Origin of the sequence: Bacillus sp. FJAT-42315 (genome assembly GCF_002797375.1) — a bacterium.
Lineage (GTDB): Bacteria > Bacillota > Bacilli > Bacillales > Domibacillaceae > Bacillus_CE.
Window position 1 is genome coordinate 303,322 of sequence record NZ_KZ454941.1, and the last position, 23,286, is coordinate 326,607.

A 23,286-nucleotide genomic window follows, 5' to 3' on the forward strand; every position below is an offset into this window, starting at 1 on the left:
ATAGGTATCTTTCAGTATGAAAAAAAAAACTAGTTTTTAAACATAAAATTCTCTTGAATTTTTGCAAGATTCCACTATACTTTTTTTGTGGAAAAAAGGCGAAATGACGCTTTGACTAAGAATGATTTAGCAAGGGCGGCCTGCTTGTCCGCGCTTTACAGATAATAAATAGACTACTCTTTAAATAGAAAGGAAGAGGATTGAATGGCTGGACTTTGGTATACAGAAAAGCAAACAGAAAACTTTGGTATCACAATGAAAATCAAGAAGACGCTTCACACGGAGCAAACCGATTTTCAATATCTTGAAATGGCCGAAACAGAAGAATGGGGCAATATGCTATTTTTAGATGGTATGGTGATGACTTCGCAAAAAGATGAATTCGTTTATCATGAAATGGTGGCACACGTACCTTTATTTACACATCCAAATCCAGAAAATGTTCTTGTTGTTGGTGGTGGAGACGGCGGAGTGATCCGTGAAGTGTTAAAGCACCCAAGCGTGAAAAAAGCGACGCTAGTTGATATTGACGGCAAAGTAATCGAATTCTCGAAGAAATTCTTACCGGAAATCGCAGGCGAGCTTGATAATGAGCGCGTCGATGTTCAAGTAGATGATGGCTTTATGCATATCGCGAACAGTGAAAATGAATATGATGTCATCATGGTTGATTCTACAGAGCCAGTTGGCCCAGCTGCGAACCTTTTCACAAAAGGCTTCTACGCAGGAATTGCGAAAGCGTTAAAAGAAGACGGTATCTTCGTTGCGCAAACAGACAACCCATGGTTCAAAGCGGACTTAATTCGTGAAGTGCAACGCGACGTGAAAGAAATTTTCCCTATCACTCGTCTGTACACAGCGAACATCCCAACGTATCCAAGCGGTATGTGGACATTCACAATCGGTTCGAAAAAACACGATCCGCTTGAAGTAAGCGAAGACCGCTTCCACGAAATCGAAACAAAATACTACACGAAAGAATTGCATAAAGCTGCTTTCGTATTACCAAAATTCGTAAAAGATATGACAGAGTAAGATGAAGAGGTCCTGCAAGCAGGACCTCTTCATTAGCTGAATTTTTTATATAAAAAGGTGGGATTGTTATGCGTTTTGATGAAGCATATTCAGGAAATGTATTTATCGGGAGTCATCCAAACTATGAAGAGAGCAGTGTCGTGTTATACGGGATGCCGATGGATTGGACGGTTAGTTATCGTCCGGGTTCTCGCTTTGGCCCAACGCGCATTCGTGAAGTGTCGATCGGTTTAGAAGAGTATAGTGCGTATTTAGATATCGAGATGGAGGAACTGAAATATTTCGATGCTGGCGACATTCCATTACCGTTTGGAAATGCTCAAAAAAGCTTAGATTTAATTGAGGACTACATTGATGGTCTATTAAAAGATGGCAAGTTCCCGCTTGGTATGGGCGGCGAGCATTTAGTGTCGTGGCCAGTAATGAAGGCTGTCGCGAAAAAATATCCGGATTTAGCGATCATTCATATGGATGCTCATACGGATTTACGCACAGAGTATGAGGGCGAGCCGCTTTCTCACTCGACGCCGATTCGCAAAATTGCTGAGTTAATCGGTCCATCGAATGTGTACTCATTCGGGATTCGTTCTGGTATGAAGGAAGAATTCCAATGGGCGAAAGAAAATGGGATGCACATTTCGAAGTTTGAAGTGCTTGAGCCATTGAAAGAAATTTTACCAACGCTAGCTGGTCGTCCGGTATATGTGACGATTGACATTGATGTGTTAGACCCGGCTCATGCGCCAGGCACAGGTACAGTCGACTGCGGCGGGATTACATCAAAAGAATTGCTTGCCTCCATTCATGCGATCGCACGCTCTGAAGTAAACGTTGTGGGCGGAGATTTAGTGGAAGTCGCACCAATTTATGATTCTTCTGAACAAACAGCGAATACAGCTTCTAAGCTAATTCGTGAAATGATGCTTGGCTGGGCAGTAGAAAATAAGAAATAATTAGAGATTCCCCCTGGTCAACGGCGCCAGGGGGTTTCGCTTTTTCAAACATTGCATTTTCCGCTAAAGATTTTTATACTTAATAAGTTATAACAGTGAAAAAATAAAGGAAGTGAATCGCTTGACGACAAATCAGCAAGCACATATTCCTGTGAATATTTGTTTAACGACAAACATTGAAATGAATGGAGAAAAGGAATCTTACGAGCTCAAGCTTTCGGGACAGTTTTACGAAAAAAGTAGCGGGTTCTTTTTAAAGTACGATGAGGTGCAAGAAGAAGGAACGATTCATACGATTGTGAAATTCTCTCAAAATGAGGCGTTAATTTTACGTAGCGGAGCCGTCAAAATGCGACTACCATTCCATTTAGATGAACAGCAGAATGGCTCATATGATAGCCCATATGGCACATTGCTGTTAAGTACACAAACTAACACGCTAGTTCATGAATGTACATACAACGAACAAACCGTACAAGGCATGCTCAAACTAAACTACAACTTGTTCATGCAGGAATCACCAGTTGGAACATACGAAATGAATATTACATTTCAAGGGGTTTGACCCGAAAAGGAGGAATTTTCACAATGAACATTGCAGAAAAAGTACAAGAAGAATTAAAAGCAGAAGTGAAAGCGGCCGTTGTAAAGGCAGGCTTAGCGCAGGAGGAAGAGATTCCAGCTGTCATTTTGGAGACGCCAAAAGAGAAGGCACACGGGGATTATTCAACAAATATGGCGATGCAGCTAGCTCGTATAGCAAAGAAGGCTCCGCGCGCGATTGCGGAAGATATCATTGCTCATTTTGATCAAACGAAAGCATCGATCGAAAAAATCGAAATTGCCGGACCAGGCTTTATCAACTTTTACATGAACAATCAATATTTAACTGACTTAGTGCCAGTCGTGCTACAAGAAGGGGACAAATACGGTCAGACGAATGCTGGAGGCAACCAAAAGATTCAAGTGGAATTCGTATCTGCAAACCCGACAGGCGACCTTCATTTAGGACATGCTCGTGGGGCGGCCGTTGGTGATTCTTTAAGTAATGTACTTGAAAAAGCCGGCTATGATGTGACGAGAGAATATTACATTAACGATGCGGGTAACCAAATTCATAATTTAGCTTTATCCGTCGAAGCACGTTACTTCCAAGCGTTAGGTCAAGAAAAAGAAATGCCAGAGGACGGTTACCACGGCAAAGATATCATCGGCATCGGCCAAAAGCTAGCAGAAGAGTTCGGCGACAAATTCGTGTCGATGTCAGAAGAAGAGCGCTACCAAACATTTAGAGAATACGGCTTAAAATACGAGATGGAGAAGCTGAAAAAAGATTTAGCAAATTTCCGCGTAGATTTTGACGTTTGGTATTCGGAAACATCGCTTTATGAAAATGGAAAAATCGACGAGGCATTGGCGGCTCTTCGTGAAAAAGGACATATTTTTGAAGAAGAGGGAGCTGTTTGGTTCCGTTCAACGACATTTGGTGACGATAAAGATCGTGTGCTCGTGAAAAACGATGGCACATACACATACTTAACACCAGACATTGCGTACCATAAAGATAAGTTTGAACGCGGTCACGAAAAAGTGATCAACATTTGGGGAGCCGATCACCATGGGTATATCCCGCGTATGAAAGCAGCGGTTGAAGCGCTTGGTTACAATAAAGAAAGCTTAGAAGTGGAAGTCATCCAACTTGTTCACTTATATAAAAACGGTGAAAAAATGAAAATGAGTAAACGGACAGGAAAAGCGGTTACGATGCGTGAACTAGTTGAAGAAGTAGGATTAGACGCTGTTCGTTACTTCTTCGCGATGAGAAGCGGAGATACGCATATGGACTTCGACTTAGACTTAGCCGTTTCACAATCGAACGAAAACCCTGTTTATTACGCTCAATATGCCCATGCACGTATTAACAGTATCCTACGCCAAGGCGCAGAGCAAAATATAAACATCAACCCAGAAGCTGACCTGTCGCTTCTAGTGGCTGAGAAAGAAATCGACTTATTGAAAAAAATCGGCGACTTCCCACAAGTAGTGGCAGAAGCAGCGGAAAAACGTATTCCGCACCGTATCGCCAATTACACGCAAGAGCTAGCAGCTGCGTTCCATAGCTTCTACAACGCGGAAAAAGTGCTCGATCCAAACAATAAGGCGCTATCAGAAGCACGCCTAGCACTGATTAAAGCGGTACAAATCACATTGAAAAACGCTCTACAACTAATCGGTGTATCCGCACCAGAAAAAATGTAATTCAAAAAGCTTGCAGAGCCAATGTCTGCAAGCTTTTTTAGTGCTACAAATACCCACGAACCACTTTGGCGAGTTGTTCCTTCATTCGCTCACCCGTGGACAAGTGATTTAGCCCATCTAACGTTAATGTTTCTGAGTTAACGAGATCTTTTTCAATAACAGGTTGAATGCTGGCGATAAATACAGAGCTATCAATCAAACAGTTACATTCCCAATTAATCAGCTGGCTACGCTCATCGAAGTTGGCTGTACCGATGTCGCAAAGGCGGTTGTCGAATATGACAATTTTCGCATGGTAGAAGCCATTATTAAATAGATGAATACGTGCATGTTTATATTGAAGCAGCTTTCGCAAATAGGGATAGGCTGCTTGTTTAACAAGTGGATGGTCGGCATGGGCAGGCAATAGGATCGTGATCGACACGCCTCGCTCAAGTGCCGCTATTAATTGCTGAAACACCGACTGAGAAGGAATAAAGTAAGGAGAGCCGATAAATAAAGACTGTTTAGTAGCTGCGATCATGGAGACCATTTGATCTTCAAGCTCCCCGTTTTTAGAAGGTAAAATCATGTGTTTAACCCCTTGCTCACAAGTCTTTTCTTGACAGATCCCATTCAAAAAAGGTCGTTTTTCCTGATTCCAATCGGCTAAAAACTCCGCCTCCAAATCTTGAATTGCTTCTCCTGTGAAACGCAAATGATAATCGCGCCATGGGGATAACGCAGGCTTCTTGCTCTCGTTTATATACTCACGACCAACATTAAAGCCACCTAGATACGCAATTTGATCATCAATGATCGTAATTTTACGATGGTTACGCTGCTGTAGCGAAAAAAAGAAATATGGAATCCGAGGCTTGCAAGAGAAATCTACATGAACACCGGCTTGCTTCAAATCGTTCACGATGGATTTTTTGACTTTATAACTGCCGAGCCAATCCATTAATAAATAAACCTCAACTCCACGTTTGGCAGTTTCCTTTAACAACGAGAAAAAATTCTGACTGCATTCATCATCCTTCACAATATAGAAAAGGCAGCTTACCCGATGTTGAGCCTCCTTTATATCGATAAACAATTGATCAAAAAATTCCGGTCCACTCCCCAAAAACTGGATTCTCCCTTTCCTATGTGGGTACTTCTTTTGAGAGGGGGTGTTTCTCATTTTTCTTCGTCCAAAATAAAGGTCGGCTAAGACGAGGATCAACAGGAAAAAAAGCCAGAAAACAAACCACACGAGCCATCCACCTCCTTTTCTTCGTAGTATCTCCAAAATGGAGGAAAAGTTGTTTTCGTAATCTTTTTTTTAAGAAAAGTAAAATAATTGGTTGACTGAATGCTCATTCATAATATAATAGAGGTATAAACATTCTGAAAATTTTTTATGTTTGCTTTTGTTTAAAAAAGGGGGAAAAAGATTTGACATCTTGGAAAGGAGTGCGTGGGGGAGAATGAACGGTTTACTGTGGATCAACTTAATTGCATCAATCGCTGTAATCGCTTACGGGGGTTATTTATTCGTTTATTTATTGAAAACGCGTTACGAGTACATTCAATTGGGGAAAAAAGAAGAATTCAATAATGATGTGAAAGAGCGTTTAAATAACATTTGGATCAATGTATTTGGTCAAAAAAAGCTTCTCAAGGATAAGAAGAGCGGTGCGATTCACGTCATGTTTTTCTATGGTTTCTTGCTCGTACAGCTTGGCGCCATTGATTTTATTATTAAAGGAATTGTTCCAGGAGCTCACTTGCCGCTCGGTCCATTATATGACGGCTTTAAATTTTTCCAGGAAATTGTCACATTAGTCATTCTTGTGGCAGTTGTTTGGGCTTTCCACCGTCGATATATTGAAAAGCTGGTCCGCTTAAAGCGCGGCTGGAAAAATGGACTCGTGTTAATTTTCATTGGGTCGCTTATGCTTTCTGTTCTTGTTGGTAACGGAATGGATTTAATTTGGCATGAGGGAGCAAATGTCCATTGGACAGGTATTGAGCCGATCGCATCAGCTGTTGCTGTAGCGATGGCTGGCATCGGAGAAACAGCTGCTATTGCTATTTTCTATGTGATGTGGTGGATTCATTTATTCGTTCTACTTACTTTCTTAGTCTATGTGCCACAATCGAAGCACGCCCATTTAATTGCGGGACCTGTTAACGTCTATTTTCACCGCTTAGAAAAGGCTGGCACGCTTCAGCCAATCGATTTTGAAGATGAGTCTCAAGAGTCATTCGGCGTGGGGAAAATTCAAGATTTTAATCAGCGACAAATGATTGATTTTTATGCCTGTGTAGAGTGTGGCCGTTGTACAAATATGTGTCCAGCGACAGGCACAGGAAAAATGCTTTCACCAATGGATTTAATCGTCAAAATGCGTGATCATTTGACGATGACAGGTGCCGCTGTGACATCGAAGCAACCATGGGTGCCAACTTTTTCTTTCTCTGGTACGAAAGGCAATCAGCTAGCGCTGGCCAGTGCGGCTAAGGGTGGCGGTGCTGAAGTAGCAGCGGAGCTTTACAATCCGAGCTTAATTGGCGATGTTATCACTGAAGAGGAAATCTGGGCTTGTACAACATGTCGTAATTGTGAAGATCAATGTCCAGTCATGAATGAGCATGTCGATAAAATTATCGATTTGCGTCGTTACCTTGTATTAACAGAAGGAAAAATGGACCCGGAAGCTCAGCGTGCGATGCAAAGCATTGAGCGCCAAGGAAATCCATGGGGCTTAAATCGTAAAGAAAAAGAAAATTGGCGTGATCTGCGCGATGATGTTCATGTACCAACAGTGAGAGAAATGAAAAAAGCAGGAGAGGACTTCGAATACTTGCTTTGGGTTGGTTCGATGGGAGCATTTGATAATCGCAGCCAAAAAATTACGCTTGCTTTTGCGAAATTATTAAACGAAGCCGATGTTAAATTCGCAATTTTAGGAAACAAAGAGAAAAACTCAGGAGATACACCACGACGACTTGGAAATGAGTTTTTATTCCAGGAGCTCGCAACAGCAAACATCGCTGAATTTGAGAAAAACGAAGTGAAGAAGATTGTGACGATCGATCCGCATGCGTACAATATTTTCAAAAATGAGTATCCGGATTTAGGATTGACTGCGGAAGTTTATCACCATACGGAATTACTTGATCAGCTCGTAAAAGAAGGACGACTCAAGCCACAGTATGAAGTGAACGAGACGATCACCTTCCACGATTCTTGTTACTTAGGACGTTACAATGAAGTGTATGATCCGCCACGTGAAATCTTAAAAGCGATTCCTGGTGTAAAGCTTGTGGAAATGGAGCGCCGTCGTGAAACAGGTATGTGTTGTGGAGCCGGCGGAGGATTAATGTGGATGGAAGAAGATACTGGTCACCGCATTAACGTTGCCCGTACAGAACAAGCGTTAGCTTGCAATCCATCGGTTATTAGCTCAGGCTGTCCATATTGCTTGACGATGCTATCTGATGGAACGAAAGCGAAGGAAGTCGAGGACAAGGTAGCGACTTATGACGTGGCTGAGCTTTTAGAAAAAGCTGTTTTCGGTCCGCAAAAAGCCGCAATCACGCCTGAAGAAGAGCCGGAAGAAACAACAGAAGCATCAGCGGACGTAGAACAACCAGAAGAGCAAAAAGCGGCTGTGATCGCAGAAACAGCTTCGACAGAAGAAGAGCAAAAATAACAGGATAATAAGGGTTCTGTCACATAGGGGTGTCTCTTATGTGACAGTTCCTTCCGCTTTTCCTATGTTGTCTAGCTCCGTCTCCTAGACACTCGAGTCAAATGCCAGCCTGACTGCATGGCTGAAGAACGCCATTCCATCATTCTGTCATTTGCTTGTCGTGTCTGAGCAGTCGACTCCGCTTTTCTATTGTCCAGCTCCAGGTGCCAGCGGCTCGAGGTCAAAAGCCAATCTGTCCAAAAGGTTAAAGAATAACCTTTCAGCCAGCTTTTCTTTTGCTTGTCGCCGCTAAACAAGTTGGCTCCGCATTTCTTTGTCCAGCTGCAGGCGCTAGCGACTAGTGTACTTCCACGATCCTCCTTGCGATAAGTCAACATCGATTCACTAACGTTCATCGTGTTGTCTAGCGCCGCCAACTAGCCACTCGAGGTCAAAAGCCAATCCGCCCAAAAGGTTAAAGAGCAACCTTTCAGTCGGCTCGTCTTTTGCTTGTCGCGGCTGAACGAGTTGGCTCTGCATTTCGTTTTCCTTTATCTCGTGTGGATCGTTCCAGTCCATACGTCGCTAAACAGCGCCTTCCGCTTTTCCTATTGTAAAATTTTTTTGAATTTTCTTTATTATTATTTGATTTTATCAAATTTTGGCTTAAAATAAGGGTAAGAGAGTAGTAGAGAGGCGAAGGGGTATTTGTGTCTCTTTCCTTTTGATGTTGTTTCGAGCGAGCGTTCAGTCAAATGGTGAAAACGGTTACTTATTCCTAACTTGAAGGAGGAAAAAAGCATGACAAAAACAGTAATTATTGATGGGGCGCGAACGCCTTTTGGGAAATTCGGTGGAGGGTTAAGCTCACTGACTGCTTCTCAGCTTGGTGGCATTGCGATTAAGGAAGCATTGAATCGAGCAGGTGTTCAGCCTGATCAAGTAGATGAAGTGATTTTTGGAAATGTTCTTCAAGCGGGACAAGGCCAAATTCCATCTAGACAGGCGGCAAGAGAAGCAGGGATTCCTTGGGAAGTGAAGACAGAAACAATTAACAAAGTCTGTGCATCTGGACTTCGAAGCGTTACATTGGCGGATCAAATTATTCGTGCTGGCGATGAGGATATCATTGTTGCTGGTGGGATGGAGTCGATGTCTAATGCGCCGTATGCGTTACCAAAAGGGCGTTGGGGCCTTCGTATGGGCGATGCACCATTAGTCGATTTAATGATATCTGACGGGCTATCTTGTAGCTTTACAGGCGTACATATGGGAACATACGGAAACAGCACAGCTGAAGAGTTCGATCTTTCTCGTGAAGAGCAGGATGACTGGGCGGTAGGAAGCCATGAAAAAGCGATTGTAGCGATTGAGTCTGGCAAGCTAGCAGAAGAAATCGTTGCCGTTCAAGTACCACAGAGAAAAGGAGATCCAATCACAGTTTCCCAGGATGAAGCACCACGTAAAGAGACAACGAAAGAAACGTTAGCTAGGTTGCGTCCAGCTTTCGGGAAAGAAGGAACGATTACAGCAGGAAACGCACCTGGCATTAATGACGGAGCAGCTGCTCTAGTACTAATGAGCGATGAACGAGCAAAGCAAGAAGGCAAAGCACCACTTGCTACAGTAATCGGTCACGCGGAAGTAGCGGTAGAAGCGAAAGATTTTCCGCAAACACCTGGTCTTGTTATTAATGAACTGCTGAAAAAGACGGGTCGTTCTTTAGAAGAAATCGATTTGTTTGAAATTAACGAAGCTTTTGCAGCAGTTGCTTTAGCTAGTGGGAAAATTGCTAACTTAGATCCTGAGAAAGTGAACGTCAATGGCGGTGCAGTTGCTCTTGGTCATCCGATTGGTGCAAGCGGTGCGAGAATTATTTTAACACTTGCATATGAATTGAAGCGCAGAGGTGGCGGTATCGGGATTGCATCTATTTGTAGCGGTGGCGGTCAAGGCGATGCGGTCATGATTGAAGTACAAAGGTAATTTTTTATTTCGAACAATTGAGGAAAAGGCGGAGGGGAAATGATGAAGGTCAAAAAGTTAATGGTCATCGGTGCAGGTCAAATGGGTTCAGGAATTGCACAAGTTTGTGCGCAGGCAGGCTATGAAGTCATTTTAAATGATTTAAAAGAAGAATATTTAGAGCGCGGTTTAGCGGTCATCAATAAAAACCTTTCTCGTCAAGTGGAAAAAGAGCGAATGACGGCAGGGGAAAAGGATGAAGTGTTAAGTCGTCTCGTGAAATCTACGGACTTACAGGATGCCAAAAGCGTCGATTTAGTCATCGAAGCAGCGGTTGAAAACATGGAGATTAAACGTAAAATTTTTGCTCAGCTAGATGAAATTACTCCAGACCATACGATTCTTGCTTCAAACACATCTTCTTTGCCTATTACTGAAATTGCGGCTGCAACAGATCGCCCTGAAAAAGTAATTGGCATGCATTTTATGAATCCAGTGCCTGTGATGAAGCTAGTCGAAATCATTCGCGGCTTAGCGACAGCGGATGAAGTGTATAAAACGATTGAAAACATGACACATACGCTAGGTAAAGTACCTGTAGAAGTGAATGATTTTCCAGGATTCGTCTCTAATCGTATCCTTATGCCGATGATCAATGAAGCGATTTATACGTTATATGAAGGAGTAGCAACGAAAGAAGCGATTGATGAAGTAATGAAGCTCGGCATGAATCATCCGATGGGGCCGTTGACTCTAGCTGATTTTATCGGTCTTGATACTTGTCTTTATATTATGGAAATCTTACATGATGGCTTTGGCGATGATAAATATCGACCATGCCCATTATTGAGAAAGTACGTAAAAGCAGGCTGGCTTGGTAAAAAGTCAGGTCGCGGATTTTACAGCTACGAATAACACTCATTAACAACAGGGGGAATCAATCATGGAATTGCGTTTTACAGAAGAGCAAGAAATGATGAGAAAAATGGTGAGAGATTTTGCGGAGTCTGAAATCGCTCCGTGGATTGAGCGTATGGAAGAGGGGGAATTCCCGCGCGAAATTCTTAAGAAAATGGCTGAATTAGGGTTAATGGGAATTACGATTCCAGAAGAATATGGTGGCAGTGAAATGGATTTTACGTCATACATTATCGCTATTAACGAACTATCGAAAGTGAGTGCGACAATGGGCGTTATTTTATCTGTTCATACATCTGTTGGAACGAACCCTATTCTTTACTTCGGAACAGAAGAACAAAAGCGGAAATATGTGCCGAAATTAGCGGCGGGGGAATATTTAGGAGCATTTTGTTTAACCGAGCCTAGCGCTGGTTCAGATGCAGCAAGCTTAAAAACAAGAGCGGTCAAACAAGGGGATCAATATATTATTAATGGCTCAAAGGTGTTTATCACAAATGGGGGAGAAGCAGATACATATATTGTCTTTGCTTCTACCAATCCTGAATTGGGAAGCAAAGGGGTTTCAGCGTTTATCGTTGAAAAAGATACGCCAGGTCTTGTGATCGGCAAGGACGAACATAAAATGGGTCTTCACGGCTCACGTACGGTGCAATTGACATTTGAGGATATGCAAGTGCCAGCAGCGAATCTTCTCGGTCAAGAAGGAGAAGGCTTTAAAATCGCGATGGCAAACCTCGATGTCGGTCGAATTGGGATTGCTGCTCAGTCGTTGGGGATCGCTGAAGCAGCTTTACAAGAAGCGACTAATTATTCAAAAGAACGAAAGCAATTTGGTAAGCCAATTGCCGCACAGCAAGGACTTGCTTTTAAACTAGCAGATATGGCCACAAGTGTAGAAGCAGCGAAACTACTTGTGTATCGTGCTGCCAACTTACGTGCTCAAGGTCTTCCATGTGGAAAGGAAGCTTCAATGGCTAAATTATTTGCTTCAAAAGCAGCGGTCGATGTGTCCATTGAAGCCGTTCAAGTACATGGCGGTTACGGGTACACGCAAGAGTATGCCGTTGAACGTTATTTCAGAGATGCGAAAGTCACAGAAATTTATGAAGGTACTAGCGAAATTCAAAGGCTTGTTATTAGTAAGCAGCTCATTAAATAGACAAAGGATGGGGAAATGAGATGAACTTCCAACTAACAGAAGAACATGAAATGATTCGCAAAATGGTACGAGACTTTGCTAAAAATGAAGTGGAACCAACAGCAGCTGAGCGCGATGAAGAAGAGCGCTTTGATATGGAACTTTTCCACAAGATGGCAGAGCTTGGTTTAACGGGTATTCCGTGGCCTGAAGAGTACGGCGGTATCGGTAGTGATTACTTAGCTTATTGTATCGCGGTGGAAGAACTATCACGTGTCTGTGCTTCAACAGGCGTAACGTTATCCGCTCATACGTCTTTAGCGGGCTGGCCTGTTTATAAATTCGGTACAGAAGAACAAAAGCAAAAATATTTAAAGCCGATGGCACAAGGAGAAAAAATTGGTGCATACGGCTTAACAGAGCCGGGTTCAGGGTCGGATGCAGGTGGAATGAAAACGACTGCTCGCTTAGATGGTGACGACTACATTTTAAATGGTTCGAAAATCTTTATCACTAACGGCGGCATTGCTGATATTTATATCGTGTTTGCCTTAACGGACCCAGAATCGAAACAACGCGGCACAACAGCATTTATCGTTGAAAAAGATTTCGCGGGCTTCTCCGTTGGTAAAAAAGAAAAGAAACTCGGCATTCGTTCGTCACCGACAACGGAAATTATCTTTGAAGATTGCCGTGTGCCGAAAGAGAACATTTTAGGCGAAGTGGGCGACGGCTTTAAAGTGGCGATGATGACATTAGATGGCGGTCGTAACGGAATTGCGGCTCAAGCAGTCGGAATCGCACAAGGTGCTTTAGATGCTTCGATTGAATACGCGAAAGAGCGTAAACAATTTGGCAAACCAATCGTCGCAAACCAAGGAATCTCATTCAAAATTGCTGATATGGCAACAGCTGTTGAAGCATCTCGTTTGTTGACATACCAAGCAGCTTGGTTAGAATCTAAAGGATTACCATACGGAAAAGAATCTGCTATGTCTAAACTAATGGCTGGTGACACAGCGATGAAAGTTACAACAGAAGCCGTTCAAATCTTCGGAGGTTACGGCTATACAAAAGATTACCCAGTAGAACGCTATATGCGTGACGCAAAAATTACTCAAATTTACGAAGGAACACAAGAAATCCAACGTCTAGTTATCTCAAGAATGGTGACTAAATAAGAAAAGCGGAAGGCGCTGTTCAGCGACGTATGGACTAGAGCGATCAGAAAGTCGAAGAAAGGCTTCATAAGGTCAAAGAACTGACCAGAAAGTCGAAGAAACACTTTATAAAGTCAAAGAACCAAAAAATTTCATACTAAGACAAGAACAGAGGAGGGGACATACAATCCTCTCGTCTGTTCTTCCTCCTTGCTTTCTGTATGTTCAAATAAAGGCGGTTGATAAAAAATGGATGCAAATAAGCGAAAAGTACATGCATCTGTCAAAGATGAACAGTTAATACAAAAAAGGCGGTCCGAAATGATCAAAGGGGCGGTCCAACTTTTTAAGCAAAAAGGCTTTCATCGGACAACAACGAGAGAGATTGCGAAAGCATCGGGGTTCAGCATCGGTACTTTATATGAATATATCCGAACAAAAGAGGATGTCCTTTATCTTGTATGTGATAGCATTTATGACCAGGTAAAAGATCGACTGCAAAGAATCGATTTAGAAGCAGGGACACTTGATAGCTTAAAGCTAGGTGTTGGTTATTATTTCAAAGTCATGGACGATATGCAGGATGAAGTGCTTGTAATGTACCAGGAAGCAAAATCGCTTTCAAAGGATGCGCTACCGTATGTATTGCAAAAGGAAATGGACATGGTAAGCATGTTTGAAACTTTGATTCGTCGTTGTGTTGAGACAAAGGAATTGGAGATGGATGAGCGAACGATCCATATGCTAGCACAAAATATTTTTGTTCAAGGACAAATGTGGGGGTTCCGTCGCTGGACTTTAAGAAAGTCATTTACGATTGATGACTATATTCAGTTACAGACGGATTTGCTTTTTTCCGGTATTAACGGGTACAAAACGAAAAGCTAAGGGGGAAATAACATGGGTCAAACAGTGGAGATTTATAAACCTAAGCATCATATTCGCTTTGTGACAGCTTCTAGCCTTTTTGATGGTCATGATGCATCCATTAATATTATGCGTCGGATTTTGCAATCGAGTGGAGCGGAAGTGATTCATCTAGGTCATAATCGTTCTGTGGAAGAGATTGTAAACGCTGCCATTCAAGAGGATGTTCAAGGGATTGCGATCTCTTCTTATCAAGGGGGACATGTTGAGTATTTTAAATACATTTATGATTTGTTAAAGGAAAGAGGTTGCTCTCATATCCGTATTTATGGAGGCGGGGGTGGCGTTATCATCCCTAAAGAAATTAAAGAACTTCACGAGTACGGAATTGCTCGGATCTTTTCTCCGGAAGATGGTCGTCAACAAGGCTTGCAAGGCATGATTAATCGCATGCTTGAAGAATGTGATTATTCCACTGTAACAGACTCTATGAAAGAAGAGCTTGATCAGCTTCCAAATGGAGAAATTCCGTTTGTTTCGAAATTAATTTCGCTTGCTGAAGATCAAATTGATGCGGATGCAGAGCAACAAGTAGCTGCGCGAGAAGTTTTTGAACGGATTGAATTGATGGAGGGACATGCCCCTGTCATCGGGATCACGGGAACTGGTGGAGCCGGAAAAAGCTCGCTTACCGATGAATTGATTCGCCGTTTCTTAAATGAAATTCCAGATAAAAAAGTAGCGGTTTTGTCGATTGATCCAACGAAGCAAAAAACGGGCGGAGCGTTGCTTGGTGACCGTATTCGCATGAATGCTATTTTTAATCAGCGTGTATTTATGCGTAGCTTAGCGACAAGAAATTCTCGTACAGAGTTATCACTTGCGATTAAAGATGCGATTAAAGTTGTGCAAGCGGCACAATATGATTTAATCATCGTTGAAACGAGCGGGATCGGTCAAGGGGATGCCGAGATTGCTGATATTTCCGATGTATCCATGTATGTGATGACGAGCGAGTTTGGGGCGCCATCTCAGCTTGAGAAGATCGACATGATCGACTTTGCGGATTTAATTGTCATCAACAAATTTGAAAGAAAAGGGTCTGAAGATGCGAGACGCCAAGTACAAAAGCAATATCAGCGTAGCCGTAATTTATTTGATAAGCCGCTAGATGAGATGCCTGTGTATGGAACGATCGCGAGCCAGTTTAATGACCAAGGAACGAATGCATTATTTGCCGCTCTAGTCGAAACGATCAATGAAAAAACAGGCACTGGCTGGGCAGCTTCTTTTAGCAAAAAGGCGAATGTCGAGAAGCAAAACGTGATTATTCCAAATGATCGTCGTTATTATTTACGTGAAATTACAGAAACAGTACGCGGTTATCATAAACGATCTGATGAACAAATGAATATTGCTCGCCGATTGTTCCAGTTAGAAGGAGCAATTGAAGAAGTAAAGACGAAGGAAAAGAATGAAGAAGTTCTTCGTTCACTAGAAGCGTTAAAAGCATCGCTAGAAGATCAATTAACGGCTGAGTCGAAAAATATTCTTCGTGGCTGGCAGGAATTACGCGAAAAATATGCAGGTGAAAAGCTGATTACGAAGGTGCGCGATAAAGAGATCGTCACGGAATTGACGACGACTAGCTTGTCAGGGCTTCCTATTCCAAAAGTGGCTTTGCCGAAATATGCTGATTATGGTGAAATTCTTCGTTGGGTATACCGAGAAAATGTACCAGGTTCTTTTCCTTATACAGCTGGGGTGTTTCCGTTTAAACGAAAAGGGGAAGATCCGAAGCGTCAGTTTGCTGGAGAAGGAACGCCAGAAAGAACGAATCGTCGCTTCCATTATTTATCAAAGGATGATACGGCGAAGCGTTTGAGTACTGCTTTTGATTCCGTGACATTGTACGGAGAAGACCCGGATCATCGCCCAGATATTTTCGGGAAAATCGGGGAAAGTGGTGTCAACGTTTGTACGTTAGATGATATGAAAAAGCTATATCAAGGCTTTGATCTTTGTCACCCATCGACATCTGTATCGATGACGATTAATGGACCGGCACCGATTATTTTGGCGATGTTTATGAATACAGCGATTGACCAGCAAGTGAAGGTGAAGGAAGAAGAACTTGGCCGAGTGCTGACGGTAGAGGAATTTGCGGACGTTCGCTCACAGACATTGAAAACAGTGCGTGGAACGGTACAGGCAGATATTTTAAAAGAAGACCAAGGACAAAATACTTGTATTTTCTCTACGGAATTTGCTTTGCGCTTAATGGGAGATATTCAACAATATTTCATCGATCAGTCAGTGCGTAACTATTACTCTGTTTCAATTTCTGGCTATCATATTGCCGAAGCGGGAGCGAATCCGATTTCTCAGCTAGCCTTTACACTTGCTAACGGTTTTACGTATGTAGAGTATTATTTAAGTCGAGGCATGAATATTGATGACTTTGCGCCTAACTTATCGTTCTTCTTCTCGAACGGGTTGGACCCAGAGTATACAGTGATTGGGCGAGTATCACGCCGCATTTGGGCGACGACGATGCGCGACAAATATGGTGCGAATGAACGCTCCCAAAAATTAAAGTATCACGTACAAACGTCCGGTCGTTCCTTGCATGCGCAAGAAATTGACTTTAATGATATTCGTACGACTTTACAAGCATTAATGGCACTGCAAGACAACTGTAACTCGCTTCATACGAATGCTTACGATGAAGCGATCACGACACCGACAGAAGAATCGGTTCGTCGGGCAATGGCGATTCAATTAATTATTACGAATGAGCATGGCTTGTCTAAAAATGAAAATCCGCTACAAGGTTCGTTTATTGTGGAAGAGTTGACAGATTTAGTCGAAGAAGCTGTGTTGCAAGAGTTTGAGCGCATTAACGATCGTGGCGGCGTGCTCGGTGCAATGGAAACGCAATATCAACGTGGGAAGATTCAAGAAGAATCGATGCATTACGAGATGCTTAAGCATACAGGCGAATTGCCGATTATCGGTGTGAACACATACTTAAATCCAAATCCTCCATCTGAAGAGGACATTGATAATATGGAAATCGCCCGAGCAACAATGGAAGAAAAAGAGCTGCAAATTACGAATCTACGTTACTTCCAACAAAAGCATCAAGATGAAACAGAAGCGGCCTTGGAGCAGCTAAAAGAAACAGCAATTAGCGGAGGCAATATATTTGCGGAGCTAATGAACTGTGTGAGAGTAGCCAGTCTGGGTCAAATTACGAAAGCCCTTTACGAAGTGGGCGGCCAGTATAGAAGAAATATGTAAATTGAGCTGATCGCAAAAGGAACAAGTTATATTCCTTTTGCGGTCAGTTTTTTACTTATGATTTTTACTTGTTTTGGGTATAAATGATAACAGGTGAAGCCTTTGCAATTTCTTAACATTATTTTTGTTTTATAAATGCTAGCTGTGAGTATACAATGAGAATAAGGACAATGACGGGATGTGAAAAGGTGAAACAATTATTAGGTTATATCGTCATAGGTATCAGTACGTTTGTATTTATATGGTTATATAATAAACAACTAGGTGCTATTCCTTTTATTTTCCTCTCCTTATTCTTATTCTACAAAGCTTTTATGGAATTAAAAAGTCCCAAAAAACATCACTGAATGAAAGTATCAAGTAAATGGAGAAAAAAAGTATGAATCTTGACATAAACTTATAGCATATTGAAAGTGGTTATGTTTATAATGAAAAATATGGCCTTTTTTGCTCTGAAAATTGTTCGAAAGCAATGGTATGTTGCCAAACGAATGCTAATGAAGAAGGTGTGAGTGAAGCTCCACCACTTTTGCAGGGTGTGTAAATAGAGAAGGGAAGTGCGGATGTGAATTTAAAGCAATTGTCAAAAGAAGAACGCAAAGAAATGTCCTTTATTGAAGTGGCATTTATTATTCTTGAGGAAAGTAAACAACCGATTACATTTCAAGAAATTTTAAATCAAATTCAACAACATTTAGAGCTAAGTGATGAAGAAGTAAGACAGCGTATGGTCCAGTTTTATACGGATTTAAATTTCGATGGTCGATTCATCACACTGGGCGAGAATCGTTGGGGACTACGTGCATGGTACCCGGTTGACCAATTGGAAGAAGAAGTAACTACAGCGGTCAAAACGAGAAAGAAAAAGACGAAAAAGGCTGCAAAAGAAGAGGAATTGGAAGAAGAGGTTGAAGATCTGGATGAGGCCGATGAAGATTTCGACTTTGATGAAGAAGACATTGACGATCTAGATGACGAAGACGAAATCGAAGAACTTGATGATTTAAGTGAGATAGATGAAGAAGATGATGAAGATGAAGATGACTTCGATGATGAGTTAGTTGCTGAAGATGAATATGATCTCGATGATGACGAAGACGACGATCAAAAATAAAGATTTTTAATCTTTTCTTGACTTATCTTGGCCCAAATTGTAGTATTTTATTTGGGCTCTTTAAGAGATATGTTTTATGTTTATAACGCTCCCTTTACTTTTTAAGTAAGCGGGGCGTTTTTGTGTTTTTAGCCCTGAGAAAAATTGGTTTATTCAATACTTTTATTATAGGGAACAATAGATTGAAGGGGGCTTTTCAGTTGACTAAATATATTTTTGTAACAGGTGGGGTTGTTTCTTCCTTAGGTAAAGGAATCACAGCTGCATCTCTTGGCCGTTTGTTAAAAAATCGAGGATTAAAGGTAACAATTCAAAAGTTTGACCCGTACATTAACGTAGACCCAGGAACAATGAGTCCTTATCAACACGGGGAAGTATTCGTAACCGATGATGGTGCGGAAACAGATTTAGACTTAGGTCACTATGAGCGTTTCATCGACATTAATTTGTCTAAATATAGCAACGTGACAACAGGAAAAATCTATTCGACAGTACTTCGTAAAGAACGTCGCGGCGAATACTTAGGTGGAACGGTTCAGGTTATTCCACACATTACAAATGAAATTAAAGAACGCGTGATGCGTGCTGGTAAAGAAACAAATGCTGATGTAGTGATCACAGAGATCGGCGGAACGGTAGGGGATATTGAATCACTTCCTTTCCTTGAAGCAATTCGTCAAATTAAGAGTGACATCGGTTCAGATAACGTAATGTATATTCATTGTACATTAATTCCTTACTTAAAAGCGGCTGGCGAAATGAAGACAAAGCCAACTCAGCACAGTGTAAAAGAGCTTCGTAGCCTTGGTATTCAGCCAAACATTATCGTTGTTCGTACAGAAATGCCTATTTCTCAAGACATGAAAGACAAGCTAGCTCTATTCTGTGACATTGCACCAGAAGCAGTTATTGAAGCAATGGATGCTGATACTTTATATGCAGTTCCATTATCGTTACAAGATCAAAAGATGGATGATTTAGTATGCAATCATTTAAAACTTCAATGCCATGATGCAGAAATGACAGAGTGGACAGCGCTTGTAAATAAAGTGCGCAACTTGTCACGCAAAACGAGAATTGCTCTTGTTGGTAAATATGTTGAGCTTCAAGATGCTTACATTTCTGTTGCTGAATCATTAAAGCATGCCGGTTACACATTCGACGCTGATATTGAAATTGACTGGGTCAACGCAGCTGAAGTAACAGCAGAAAACGTAGCTGATCACTTAAAAGAAGCAGACGGTATCTTAGTTCCAGGTGGATTTGGTGATCGTGGAATCGAAGGAAAACTAGCGGCAATTCAATATGCTCGTGAAAATAAAGTGCCATTCTTCGGTATTTGCCTAGGTATGCAATTAGCTTCAATTGAATTTGCACGAAATGTGTTAAACCTTGAAGGTGCGCATTCTTCAGAAATCGATCCGACAACTAAGTACCCAATTATCGATCTTTTACCAGAACAAAAAGACGTAGAAGATCTTGGCGGTACATTGCGTCTAGGCTTATATCCATGTAAACTTCAAAAAGGAACAAAAGCGTTTGATGCTTACAATGACACAGTAGTGTATGAGCGTCACCGTCATCGTTACGAGTTCAATAATGAATTCCGTGAAGAGATGGAGAAAAAAGGATTCATTTTCTCTGGCACAAGCCCAGATGGCCGTCTAGTGGAAATCATTGAGCTGAAAGACCATCCTTGGTTTGTGGCTGCTCAATTCCACCCAGAATTCATTTCTCGACCAACTCGTCCACAACCATTGTTCCGTGACTTCATTGAAGCATCATTACAAGGAAAATAATGGTGATATAGAAGTCGTTAAAGCGCACGTATGCGTTTTAACGGCTTTTTTTTTTTTGCGTGAGTTTAGCCGCCCTCAAGATGAAAAAAGCTACCGTCATTGAACGGCAGCTTAATCATTGTCTAGTAAAATTTCATCAATCGTTAATTTTAATAAAAAGAAAATATAAAGAGCGGCGATGCTAGATGGAAAGGCGGTGCGTTCGCCTTGTTCATTCGGCAGTAAGCCTTTCAACAATTTAGTATCGATAAAGATATCTGCTGAATTTTCCAATGATTCATTCTCTGTAGATCTAGCACCAGCAATAGCGATAAACGGGATATTTTTTTTCTGAAATTCCTTAGCGATCATCAAAACTTCTTCGTCATCGGCAAAGCGACTAACGAGGAGAAGACGATCGGTCTCTGTCACTTCATCGATCGACGAAAGTGGTGTAGCGTGAACGAGGGGTTCTGCACCGAATACCGCTTCCGCTTCTACTGCCTTCATTTCATTGAATCCTTTTATAAAAATAGTTCCGTCGCCGATTGCTGCTTGTGCAAGTAAACGAGCGCCGTCCTCGATTTGTTCAGCCTCTTTATCAGCGATTCGCTGGAGTAGTCCATTTAATTGAGTAGAGAACATTTTCAGCACAATGATTCCTCCTTTTCGCTAACTATTATACAGTTGTTTCATATTGGGAGCAAAACAGGTTGATATTGTAAATTAATTGGCGAGATAAGCAGGAATTTTCAAGGTAGGAAAAGAAATACAAAGTAAGAAGTGCGTACATAGTAGGGGGAATAAACATGAGTGAGAAAATATTAATTGTCGACGATCAATTTGGGATTCGCATTTTATTAAATGAGGTATTGCAAAAAGAAGGTTATGAAACTTTTCAAGCGGCAAATGGGGTCCAAGCCTTAGAGATTGCGGATGAGCATAAACCGGATTTAGTTCTACTAGATATGAAGATTCCTGGGATGGATGGAATCGAGATTTTAAAAAGGATGAAACAAAAAAATAGCGATATCCGGGTCATTATTATGACTGCCTACGGAGAGCTTGATATGATTCAAGAGGCAAAAAATCTCGGAGCCCTCACTCATTTTGCTAAACCATTTGATATTGATGATATCCGCCAAACGGTGAAGGAGTACATCGCTTACTGAGTTTTGCTTGTCGCCGATAAATAGGCGTCTTCTGCTTTTGTTTCGTCTAGCTTCAGACGCTAACGCATACGCTGATTTTTGCACGCTCAGTCGGGTTCCAAAACCGTGAACCCTCAGTCGAGCGCCTAAATCCGCTATCGCGCTAATCGAGCGTCTTCCGCTTTTGTTTTCCGGGTTATTTTGGTATGATACAAAGTGAGCAATGAATAGGTCAGAGTGCTGACAACAGATGATCAAGGAGGAAAATATTTATGCCTTTAGTTTCCATGACGGACATGCTTAACAAAGCAAAGGAAGAAAAGTACGCTGTAGGACAATTTAACTTAAACAACCTTGAGTTCACGCAAGCGATTTTACAAGCAGCAGAAGAAGAAAAATCACCTGTAATTCTTGGGGTTTCTGAAGGCGCTGCCCGTTACATGGGTGGTTTTAAATTGGTCGTTGCTATGGTGGAAGCCTTAATGGAAGAGTACAATGTAACTGTGCCAGTGGCTATTCATTTAGACCATGGCTCAAGCTTTGAAATGTGTGCGAAAGCGATTCATGCAGGGTTCACTTCTGTTATGATCGATGGATCTCACCATCCGTTAGAGGAAAACATCGAATTAACGAAAAAAGTAGTTGAGCTTGCGCATATTCATGGTGTATCTGTAGAGGCTGAACTTGGGCGCATTGGTGGTCAAGAAGATGACCTTATTGTTGATGATGCAGAAGCGATGTATGCGATTCCTTCTGAGTGCGATCAATTAGTTCGTGAAACGGGTGTAGACTGCTTTGCACCTGCATTAGGCTCTGTCCATGGACCTTACAAAGGTGAACCGAACCTTGGTTTTGATCGTATGGAAGAAGTTATGAATTTAACAGGGATACCATTAGTTCTTCATGGTGGTACAGGCATTCCAACAAAAGATATTCAAAGAGCCATCTCTTTAGGAACAGCGAAAATTAATGTGAATACGGAAAACCAAATTGCTTCTGCGAAAACTGTTCGCGAAGTGTTAGCTGAAAAGCCAGACCTATACGATCCACGCAAATACTTAGGACCTGCACGCGAAACGATTAAAGAAACAGTTAAAGGCAAAATGCGTGAATTTGGTTCTTCAGGTAAAGCGTAAAAAATACATCAAAAGTACGAGTGAAACCGCCTTATTTAGTAAGGCGGTTTCCGTGCATATTTTTTAAACAATTAATATTTATTATAAAGGAGAGTTGGCTTATGAAATTATTTATCGATACGGCTAATATGGAAGAGATTAGAGAAGCTCATTCATGGGGGATTTTATCAGGAGTAACAACGAACCCTTCTTTAGTTGCAAAGGAAGATGTTCCGTTTCATGAGCGCCTTCGTGAAATTACTGACTTAGTTAGCGATTCTGTTAGCGCTGAAGTGATTGCCCTTGATGCAGAGGGAATGGTCGAAGAAGGTCGTGAACTAGCGAAAATCGCTCCAAACATTACGGTGAAAGTACCGATGACACCAGAAGGATTGAAAGCTGTAGCGATTTTTGCTAAAGAAGGCATTAAAACGAATGTAACGTTAATTTTCAGTGCGAATCAAGCATTATTAGCTGCTCGTGCGGGTGCTACATATGTATCGCCGTTTTTAGGTCGTCTTGATGATATTGGTACTGATGGATTAGCTTTGATTGAAGAAATTGCGGGTATCTTCGCGATTCATGAGATTGAAACTGAAATTATCGCTGCATCCATTCGTCATCCACAGCATGTTACACAAGCTGCTCTTCGCGGCGCGCATATTTCTACGATTCCATTTAAAGTTCTACAACAAATGTTCAAACATCCATTAACAGATAAAGGTATTGATGCTTTCCTTGCTGATTGGGAACAACGCAAAGCAAAATAATCAATATTTATTACATGATTTACCTACAATGGGATAAACTATTAACTATTAAATTTGCTGTTCAAACATCTAGGTACTATTCCTTTTCGATGCTT

19 protein-coding genes are annotated in these 23,286 nt (G+C 41.6%); 16 read left to right on the forward strand and 3 right to left on the reverse strand.

Annotated features, from left to right (window positions below; all coding sequences use genetic code 11):
• The first annotated feature begins 204 nt into the window (after nt 1-204).
• From speE to argS, 4 genes are all read left to right on the forward strand, one after another.
• Nucleotides 205-1,035 carry a spermidine synthase gene (gene speE, locus CEF22_RS01495; protein ID WP_094833593.1) on the forward strand — a complete coding sequence of 277 codons (831 nt, stop codon included), beginning with the start codon at nt 205-207 and terminating at the stop codon, nt 1,033-1,035.
• 68 nt (nt 1,036-1,103) lie between these two features.
• Nucleotides 1,104-1,988 carry an agmatinase gene (gene speB, locus CEF22_RS01500; protein ID WP_100401460.1) on the forward strand — a complete coding sequence of 295 codons (885 nt, stop codon included), beginning with the start codon at nt 1,104-1,106 and terminating at the stop codon, nt 1,986-1,988.
• A gap of 121 nt (nt 1,989-2,109) precedes the next feature.
• On the forward strand, nt 2,110-2,553 hold the full coding sequence (locus CEF22_RS01505) for a YwiB family protein (protein ID WP_232726036.1): 444 nt from the start codon (nt 2,110-2,112) through the stop codon (nt 2,551-2,553).
• Nucleotides 2,554-2,576: 23 nt separating this feature from the next.
• On the forward strand, nt 2,577-4,247 hold the full coding sequence (gene argS, locus CEF22_RS01510; protein WP_100401461.1) for an arginine--tRNA ligase: 1,671 nt from the start codon (nt 2,577-2,579) through the stop codon (nt 4,245-4,247).
• A gap of 43 nt (nt 4,248-4,290) precedes the next feature.
• Here the strand turns inward: argS and CEF22_RS01515 are convergent, their stop codons facing one another.
• A complete protein-coding gene (locus CEF22_RS01515) occupies nt 4,291-5,355 on the reverse strand; it encodes a phospholipase D-like domain-containing protein (RefSeq protein ID WP_198508000.1) in 1,065 nt (354 codons plus the stop codon).
• Nucleotides 5,356-5,698: 343 nt separating this feature from the next.
• On the opposite strand from CEF22_RS01515, the gene CEF22_RS01520 reads away from it, so the two are divergent.
• Nucleotides 5,699-7,930, forward strand: a complete 2,232-nt coding sequence (locus CEF22_RS01520; protein ID WP_100401463.1) for a (Fe-S)-binding protein — start codon at nt 5,699-5,701, stop codon at nt 7,928-7,930.
• 71 nt (nt 7,931-8,001) lie between these two features.
• On the opposite strand, the gene CEF22_RS01525 is transcribed toward CEF22_RS01520, so the two are convergent.
• Nucleotides 8,002-8,325 carry a hypothetical protein gene (locus CEF22_RS01525; protein WP_100401464.1) on the reverse strand — a complete coding sequence of 108 codons (324 nt, stop codon included), beginning with the start codon at nt 8,323-8,325 and terminating at the stop codon, nt 8,002-8,004.
• Between the two features lie 385 nt (nt 8,326-8,710).
• Here CEF22_RS01525 and CEF22_RS01530 point away from each other — a divergent pair, with 385 nt between their 5' ends.
• The 8 genes from CEF22_RS01530 (at nt 8,711) to CEF22_RS01565 (ending at nt 20,176) form a co-directional block, all read left to right on the forward strand.
• Nucleotides 8,711-9,895 (forward strand): acetyl-CoA C-acetyltransferase, encoded by a 1,185-nt coding sequence (locus CEF22_RS01530; protein ID WP_100401465.1) that lies wholly within the window; start codon nt 8,711-8,713, stop codon nt 9,893-9,895.
• 42 nt (nt 9,896-9,937) lie between these two features.
• Nucleotides 9,938-10,789, forward strand: a complete 852-nt coding sequence (locus tag CEF22_RS01535) for a 3-hydroxybutyryl-CoA dehydrogenase (protein ID WP_095479185.1) — start codon at nt 9,938-9,940, stop codon at nt 10,787-10,789.
• A gap of 28 nt (nt 10,790-10,817) precedes the next feature.
• Nucleotides 10,818-11,954 carry an acyl-CoA dehydrogenase gene (locus tag CEF22_RS01540; RefSeq protein ID WP_100401466.1) on the forward strand — a complete coding sequence of 379 codons (1,137 nt, stop codon included), beginning with the start codon at nt 10,818-10,820 and terminating at the stop codon, nt 11,952-11,954.
• 20 nt (nt 11,955-11,974) lie between these two features.
• Nucleotides 11,975-13,114 carry an acyl-CoA dehydrogenase gene (locus tag CEF22_RS01545; protein WP_100401467.1) on the forward strand — a complete coding sequence of 380 codons (1,140 nt, stop codon included), beginning with the start codon at nt 11,975-11,977 and terminating at the stop codon, nt 13,112-13,114.
• A gap of 228 nt (nt 13,115-13,342) precedes the next feature.
• Nucleotides 13,343-13,981 (forward strand): TetR/AcrR family transcriptional regulator, encoded by a 639-nt coding sequence (locus CEF22_RS01550; RefSeq protein WP_094833601.1) that lies wholly within the window; start codon nt 13,343-13,345, stop codon nt 13,979-13,981.
• Nucleotides 13,982-13,993: 12 nt separating this feature from the next.
• Nucleotides 13,994-17,263: a fused isobutyryl-CoA mutase/GTPase IcmF gene (icmF, locus tag CEF22_RS01555; RefSeq protein ID WP_100401468.1), complete on the forward strand. Its 3,270-nt coding sequence runs from the start codon at nt 13,994-13,996 to the stop codon at nt 17,261-17,263.
• 565 nt (nt 17,264-17,828) lie between these two features.
• Nucleotides 17,829-18,377, forward strand: coding sequence for a DNA-directed RNA polymerase subunit delta (gene rpoE, locus CEF22_RS01560; protein WP_100401469.1), 549 nt, complete (start codon nt 17,829-17,831; stop codon nt 18,375-18,377).
• Nucleotides 18,378-18,577: 200 nt separating this feature from the next.
• Nucleotides 18,578-20,176 carry a CTP synthase gene (locus tag CEF22_RS01565; RefSeq protein ID WP_100401470.1) on the forward strand — a complete coding sequence of 533 codons (1,599 nt, stop codon included), beginning with the start codon at nt 18,578-18,580 and terminating at the stop codon, nt 20,174-20,176.
• A 111-nt stretch (nt 20,177-20,287) separates the two neighbouring features.
• On the opposite strand, the gene CEF22_RS01570 is transcribed toward CEF22_RS01565, so the two are convergent.
• A complete protein-coding gene (locus CEF22_RS01570) occupies nt 20,288-20,809 on the reverse strand; it encodes a DUF2529 family protein (RefSeq protein ID WP_100401471.1) in 522 nt (173 codons plus the stop codon).
• A gap of 155 nt (nt 20,810-20,964) precedes the next feature.
• On the opposite strand from CEF22_RS01570, the gene CEF22_RS01575 reads away from it, so the two are divergent.
• From CEF22_RS01575 to fsa, 3 genes are all read left to right on the forward strand, one after another.
• Nucleotides 20,965-21,327 carry a response regulator gene (locus tag CEF22_RS01575; protein ID WP_094833606.1) on the forward strand — a complete coding sequence of 121 codons (363 nt, stop codon included), beginning with the start codon at nt 20,965-20,967 and terminating at the stop codon, nt 21,325-21,327.
• Between the two features lie 251 nt (nt 21,328-21,578).
• A complete protein-coding gene (locus CEF22_RS01580; protein WP_100401472.1) occupies nt 21,579-22,442 on the forward strand; it encodes a class II fructose-bisphosphate aldolase in 864 nt (287 codons plus the stop codon).
• A gap of 101 nt (nt 22,443-22,543) precedes the next feature.
• On the forward strand, nt 22,544-23,191 hold the full coding sequence (gene fsa / locus CEF22_RS01585) for a fructose-6-phosphate aldolase (protein ID WP_095479177.1): 648 nt from the start codon (nt 22,544-22,546) through the stop codon (nt 23,189-23,191).
• Nucleotides 23,192-23,286: the final 95 nt, after the last annotated feature.